Source organism: Mycoplasma sp. HS2188, from assembly GCF_025209835.1.
Taxonomy (GTDB): Bacteria; Bacillota_I; Bacilli_A; order Mycoplasmatales; family Metamycoplasmataceae; genus Mycoplasmopsis.
Genome location: NZ_JAOAOI010000004.1, coordinates 38,824 through 45,579, shown reverse-complemented (window position 1 = coordinate 45,579; position 6,756 = coordinate 38,824). Strand labels below are relative to the sequence as shown.

Here is a 6,756-nt window from a genome sequence, read left to right as displayed (position 1 = left end):
TAAAAAGTTCTACCGTGCTGTTAAAAGAAGTAGAGAGTTTGCGATTAATTTATATAACGTGATCAATGAATTAAGAAATTCAAACACAAGAGAAAAAGAATTGCTTGAAAAAAACTTGTTGGTTTCCGAGGAAATTCTTAAATTATTATCTAAAACTTATCAGGAATTAATTAATAAAATTTAAAATGTGCTTTAAAAAAGCACAATACTAGACAATAAAATTCTACATTTAAATCACAAATGTATAAAACAAAAAAAGCCCGTTTTTATTTTTTAAAAAAGGCTTTTTTTGTTTCTTAACTCACATTTCGCATAGATGAAATTAATTTTTATAGTAAGAAATGTTCTATATCTTGATAAATGATATTGAGTATTCATGCATCATTGACATCTTTATGATTTATTGTAATTAGTCAAATTAGCTCTGTTAAAATTGTGAATTCGAGTGTTAAAAAGTAATCTAAAAAAAATTCAAGCGTTGTTTTATTAGCCTGAACTTAAATTGATTAATATCAAATATTATTTTAGTTTATTTTTTATTCGGATCAAAAATACCAATAAAAGGAACGCTGCGGAATTTTTCCTCATAGTCTAAACCATATCCAACCAGAAAAGCATCAGGAACAACAAAAGCTGCTTTATCCGGATGAAGATCAACCTTACGATTGCTTGGTTTATCTAGCAGAGTAATTATACGATATGATTTAGGGTGTCTATTTTTTAGCATTGAACTTATTTTATGCAATGTAATACCTGAATCAATAATATCTTCAACAACTAAAACGTCTCTGCCTTCAATATCGGTTTCAATATCCATAATTATTTTGACATTACCGGTAGATGAGGTTCCCCCTTCATAGCTAGAAGCTATCATAAATGCTATCTCATTTTCAACAGTAATATCTTTAATTAATTGTGCCATAAATGGCACAGCACCTTTTAGTAAGCCAACTAGTAATAAATTTTTAGAATCGGCATATGTTTCGTTAACTCACTTTGCCATTTCTTTAATTTTGTCCTCTATTTGTTCACGTGTATAAAGAACTTTTGTGAATCTTTTATCCATACTTCCCCCTTTTTATTTTTATTGCCTTTTATTTTTAAAGTCATAGTTTTCAATACTTTTTATTGCTTCGCCAAGTATTTCAAATTCATTTTTATTATTAGCATCAATAACTATATAGTCGATATTAAAAGAATTCATTAAATGGACATATAAATCTTTATATAATGCGTGCAATTCTTTAAAATATTCTTCATTTTGGGCATAATTGTCAATTTCGCTTTTGCGTCCTCGTTTCATTATGCGTTGCTTAAATGTATCGAAATCAATATCTATAAAAATCGCTAAATCAGGATTTTCGTTAGTGTCAATTAAGTTATTAAACATTGCGTCAAAAGCCACTAAATATTTTTTGGGCTTGTGTTTTAAATTTAAAACAGCGAAAATATAATGCTCAAGATTGAAGCGATCTAAAAATATATGATTCTTGTTTCAATTCAGTTTCTTTTTATTGAATTCTTCAATAGTTTTATTGAAATTTGATGATAATGATTCAATAATATAAGCTTGAAAACCAATATCAATATTCTCTTTTTGTTCGTAAAATCAACGTAAAAAAGTATTGAACACTTCGTCATCTTCAGAAAATTCTTCAAGCAATATTGAATCTGAATAATATTTAGTTAAACCTTTGGCCAGAGTGCTTTTACCACTCCCGATCATTCCGCTAATTCCTATAACCATTATTTATTGTAACGTCCCTTTTTACTGAAATCAAAGCTTTCAATAATTTCAATCGCTTTATCAAAAACCTCTTCTTCGCTCATATCATTTGTATCAAGAATAATATAATCCATATTGAATTTATTTGCTTGACGAATAAAAGTGTCTTTATAAACTGAGTGTAATTGTCTAAAGTATTCTTCATTCATAGCGTAATTTTTAATTTCAACTTCACGACCGCGGGCGAATAAACGTTTTTTAAAAGTTTCAAAACTTACATCTAGATATATCGCTAAATCTGGTGTTTCTTCATCAGTGATTAAGTTTGAAAATAAAGAATCATAAGCCTGCATATATTTTTCGCTTTTTGTTGCTAAATTTACACTGGCAAAAATATAGTGCTCTATACTGAAACGGTCTAGAAAAATATGGTCTTTACTATGTTTTTTACCTAATTCATTGAACTCATTGAACAAATTCGCTAATTTAGATGTGTGATTTTCGACAACATATGATTGAAATCCGATTGTTAAGTTTGGTGTTTTTTTATACAATCATTCAAGAAATTGATTGAAAACTTCATCGTCTTCTTCAAATTCCTTCAACATCATTGAAGTGGGATAATGTTGCATTAATTTCTTGGTTAATACACTTTTACCACTCCCGATCATTCCGCTAATTCCTATTACCATTGTCTCTCCTTGCTAAAAAAATAAGAAAAAAAGTAATTTAAAATTACTTATATTCTACGTTTATTATTCTAATATTGTATTTTGTTGAGGCGTCAACTTCAACGATTTGACCAATTTTGCCATCTGCCAATGCTAACGCAAGGGCCGATTCATTCGAAATTTTGCCATTAAGCGGATCACTGTCATGAATACCCATAATTGTTACTTCACGCAATTCTTTTGTATCTTCTTTTTCGTAAGTTACTGTTGCACCAATACCAATTTTTGTAACACCTTTAATTTCGGTGTTTGATATAACTTCAGCACGTTCGATAATTGCTTCTAATTCACGAATTCTACCTTCAACAATCCCTTGCAATTCTCTGGCTGCATCATATTCAGCATTTTCAGAAAGGTCACCTTGTGCACGTGCTTCTTTAAGCGCTTGTTGAACTTCTAGTCTTTTAGTATTTACTAATTCGTAGTATTCATTTTTATATTTATCTAATGTTTCTTGCGCTAAATAAATTTTTTCTTCTTTTTTGTTTGGCATTTTTAATCCTCCTAATTTAGTTAATTTTTATTTTACCATTTATGTGAGATTTAATTATTATTTTGTTGTTTAACAATATAAATAAATTTGGATTTTATTGCTGATACTTCGTGTAAAACACCAGTAATTTTGAGATCTGTTACCAGTTGTTTTAGGTCAGAATTTTTGGTGCTATCTTGTCTTATAATTAACATCCCTTTTGGTTCTAAAATTGAATAAAATTGTTGAAACAATTCAATGTTTGATTGAGTAAGATTGCTAGCAAATATTAATTTAAATTGCTCTTTTTTCAATTCGCTAATTGAACTGGTTCTAACTTTTTTTGTGAAGTAATGTGGAAAATTTACAACCGCACTATTTCAAAGATTTGCATTAATTTCTTTGTCTACGATAGAAATATTAGCTTTAGTTTTTAAAAGTAATGTTGCTAATTCAAATTCGAGTTTAGGCGAAACAAATAACACATCATTAGCATCATTCAAAAAGACGGTATTAACTCAATTTTCAACATCATAATCATCGCTTTTGGAACCGAAAAAATCTTTTAAATCGTATGGAATCATACCTAAATCGTCGCCTCTTAATTCCATTAATTTTTGACGATTTCTTCTATCTTCTTCATTTTGCAAATTTTGTTTAATTTGGCGTACTTTTCAACGTGACCAAAAGTAAGCACCAATACCAATAGCGGCAACAATAAACATTGACGCAAATAATGTTCATTTTGCTCAATCTGGTAGATTAAGTTTAGCTGAAATCATTAGATTTTATGCCCACCATATTCTAAATATTCTTGCAAAATGATGACAGCTGACAGTGTATCTTTGACACTTTTACGTTTTTTAGCACTCATTTTTGTGTTTTTAAGTGTGTTTTCGGCTTTAATTGTAGTTCCATATTCATTTACTAAAAACGTATCAATATTGAAGTGATCTTTTAGTCTTTTAGCAAATTGTTCGCACATGATTGTGCGTTCGCTTTTGTCGCCATTGCTACGCAATGGATAGCCAACAACAAATCCATCTACATCGTTATATGTTTTTAAATATTGTGTAATTTTATCAATCACAACATCAAAATTCATTTCTTCAAAACGAACAGTATCTAAGGCATTTGCGGCAATTTGTAAAGAATCGGTAACAGCAAAGCCGCATGTCTTAGTTCCTAAATCGAGTGATAATTTACGCATTTAAAACCTCAGTAATATAGTCCAATAGATGAGGTGAATTATCCACCTTACCCATAGCTAGAATTGCTGATCCCCCACCACGACCGTTTGCTTTAGTGCAAATTTGTTTAAATAATTTGTTTGAGTCTGTTAATTTAGTTGCAATCGCCAATAAAATTTGATTTTGATATGGAGATCCTAAAATTATGTATGCATCTTGATATTTTTCTCTTAGAGTTGAAGCAATAACTTTAATTTGTGAGGCATCAACATCTAAATTAAGATATACATTTTTGTCTGCTATTTTTGTTATATTAACATTGTCGAAGTCAAACTCCACATTTGATTTTTCTTTATTAATTTTTCTAAAATCTTCACGAGCTTGTTCAATGTTGGTGTTAATGTTTTCTAACATTAATTCTAAATTATCGCTTTCGCTTAATTTCGATGGTTGATAATTTGCATCAAGAGTTTTGATTTTAGCAACGATATTATTTAATTCTTCAGTACTTGAGCTAATTTGCTCTTTCAATCATTCATCAACTAATTCGTTTGAGGTAATGACTCTGAAACGATATACGCCAGCTTGTTTTTTGTCAACATTAGTGATTTTGAAGTTTTCCATAAGAGCACTATTGCTTAAGTGAGTTCCACCACATAAATCGCTTGTTACATCGCCTCATTTTACAATCCGAACTGCTTTAGGGTCCATGTATTGGTCTTCTTCAATTGTCATAACTGCGTGTAGATTTTTTGCTTGCTCAATAGTTGAGATGATGTATTCACGCTTAATGTCGCGCGCAATTATGTTACGCATTTTGTCTTCGATTTGTTTAACTTGTTCTGGGGTTGGTTTATTATCACCTGGAAAGTCGAATGTAAATCTTTGTTCAGTGATGTCAGAACCTAATTGTTTAATTTGGGCTCCTAAAATATCTCTCATAACTGAAAACATTAAGTGAGTAGCTGAGTGATTACGAGCACAATTCATTCTTACATATTCATCAACAAAACACTCAACCGGATCAATAGCATTAATTTTGCCCTCAACTAAATGTATGTGGTTGCCGTATTTGTCTTTGAAAACATCAATAATTTTAATCTTGTTGCCGTTTTGCAGCATATATCCTTCATCGTGTTTTTGACCACCAGAAGTAGCGTAAAATGGAGTGTTATCTAAAACAACATATGAATTGTTTTCACCTTCTTTAATTCTTTTTTCACTGTCAAATAATTCAATAATTTTAGCAGTATATTGTGTGTAATCATAACCTACAAAGTTAGAAATTTTTTCTTTAATTAAAGACAGTGAATTAATAGCTTTTTGCATTCCACTTTGTTTGTTTCCTCTACTTGCGTCAATATGTTTTTGTTTTGCTTGCTCGAAAGCTTCCATATCAACTTCAATACCTTGCTTTTGTAAAATTTCAACAGTTAATTCAATAGGAAAACCATATGTTTCCAATAAATTGAAGGCAACTTGTCCATCAAAAACTTTTTCGCCTTTTTGGATATATGATTCAAGTAATGTCTTACCATTTTCAATCGTTTTAGCAAACACTTCTTCTTCATCTTTGATTGCTTTTTCTACTGGAACAATATCATAATTGAATGGCAATGAATCGTGCACAACTTTTACTAACTTGTGTAAAAATAAACCTTTAATACCTAATTGCATTCCTTTATAAATTGAACGTCTAATTAAACGACGAATAATGTAACCACGACCTACATTCGATACACTTTCTCCATCGGCTAAGGCGTTGACAACAGTTCTAATGTGGTCGGCAATTATTTTAAAGTTTGTATTCACTTCGCTTTGAATTGGGTCTTTTGTGAAGTAATTATTAATATCATAGGTGTAGTTTGTGTATTTTTCAATTTCGTGAATTATATTTAAAAATAAATCAGTGTCATAGTTTGTTGGTGCATCTTGCATGATAGAAACAATTCTTTCAAAACCGGCACCAGTATCAATATTTTTCTGTGCTAATTCAGTATATTTATTGTCGCCTTCATTATTGAATTGACTAAATACAATGTTTCAAATTTCAATATAACGGTCATTTTCAATATCATTTTGCAACAGTTCAATACCGCGCGAATCATATTTTTCACCACGATCAAAGAAAATCTCAGTACATGGACCACATGGACCCGAACCTACGTCCCAAAAGTTTGTATCTCTATCTCCCGAGATTAAATGAGAGGGATCAATACCCATACTCAATCATTTTTGTTTGGTTTCTTCATCTTCTTTAAAGTAAGTAAAATACAATTTATCTACTGGCAATTTTAGTTCTTTTAGTAAAAATTCATGAGCAAACTCGATAGCTTCATTTTTAAAATAATCGCCAATACTAAAATTACCTAACATTTCGAAAAATGTGTGGTGTCTAGATGTAACTCCTACGTTTTCAATATCATTAGTACGAATTGCTTTTTGTGAGTTGGCTAAACGATTTTTAGGTGGTATTTTTTTACCACTAAAATAGTCTTTTAATGTTGCTACTCCAGAGTTAATTCACAATAATGATGGATCATTAACTGGAATTAAACTTTTGCTCTCTACAATTAGATGACCTTTAGATTCAAAAAAATCTAATCATTTCTTTCTTATTTCTTTTGAATTCATTTT

Annotated in this window: 8 protein-coding genes; 1 reads left to right on the top strand and 7 read right to left on the bottom strand. The window is 30.1% G+C overall.

Going from position 1 to position 6,756, the window contains the following annotated elements:
• Window positions 1-184: hypothetical protein (locus tag N1F73_RS02220; RefSeq protein ID WP_260359857.1), on the top strand; the 184-nt coding region annotated here is incomplete at its 5' end.
• A gap of 345 nt (window positions 185-529) precedes the next feature.
• On the opposite strand, the gene hpt is transcribed toward N1F73_RS02220, so the two are convergent.
• From hpt to alaS, 7 genes are read right to left on the bottom strand one after another with little or no spacing between them, the layout of a single operon-like run.
• Window positions 530-1,066, bottom strand: a complete 537-nt coding sequence (gene hpt / locus N1F73_RS02215; protein ID WP_259290371.1) for a hypoxanthine phosphoribosyltransferase — start codon at window positions 1,064-1,066, stop codon at window positions 530-532.
• An 18-nt stretch (window positions 1,067-1,084) separates the two neighbouring features.
• Window positions 1,085-1,747, bottom strand: coding sequence for a deoxynucleoside kinase (locus N1F73_RS02210; RefSeq protein ID WP_260359853.1), 663 nt, complete (start codon window positions 1,745-1,747; stop codon window positions 1,085-1,087).
• Window positions 1,747-2,418: a deoxynucleoside kinase gene (locus tag N1F73_RS02205; protein ID WP_259290373.1), complete on the bottom strand. Its 672-nt coding sequence runs from the start codon at window positions 2,416-2,418 to the stop codon at window positions 1,747-1,749. Before N1F73_RS02205 ends, N1F73_RS02210 begins: the two co-directional genes overlap by 1 nt.
• 43 nt (window positions 2,419-2,461) lie before the next feature.
• Window positions 2,462-2,950: a transcription elongation factor GreA gene (greA, locus tag N1F73_RS02200; protein WP_259290374.1), complete on the bottom strand. Its 489-nt coding sequence runs from the start codon at window positions 2,948-2,950 to the stop codon at window positions 2,462-2,464.
• A gap of 50 nt (window positions 2,951-3,000) precedes the next feature.
• Window positions 3,001-3,711: a BC85_0335 family putative methyltransferase gene (locus tag N1F73_RS02195; protein WP_260359844.1), complete on the bottom strand. Its 711-nt coding sequence runs from the start codon at window positions 3,709-3,711 to the stop codon at window positions 3,001-3,003.
• Window positions 3,711-4,139 carry a Holliday junction resolvase RuvX gene (gene ruvX / locus N1F73_RS02190; protein WP_260359841.1) on the bottom strand — a complete coding sequence of 143 codons (429 nt, stop codon included), beginning with the start codon at window positions 4,137-4,139 and terminating at the stop codon, window positions 3,711-3,713. The genes N1F73_RS02195 and ruvX overlap by 1 nt, the downstream gene beginning before the upstream one ends.
• Window positions 4,132-6,753 (bottom strand): alanine--tRNA ligase, encoded by a 2,622-nt coding sequence (gene alaS, locus N1F73_RS02185; protein ID WP_260359836.1) that lies wholly within the window; start codon window positions 6,751-6,753, stop codon window positions 4,132-4,134. Before alaS ends, ruvX begins: the two co-directional genes overlap by 8 nt.
• Window positions 6,754-6,756 lie beyond the last annotated feature (3 nt).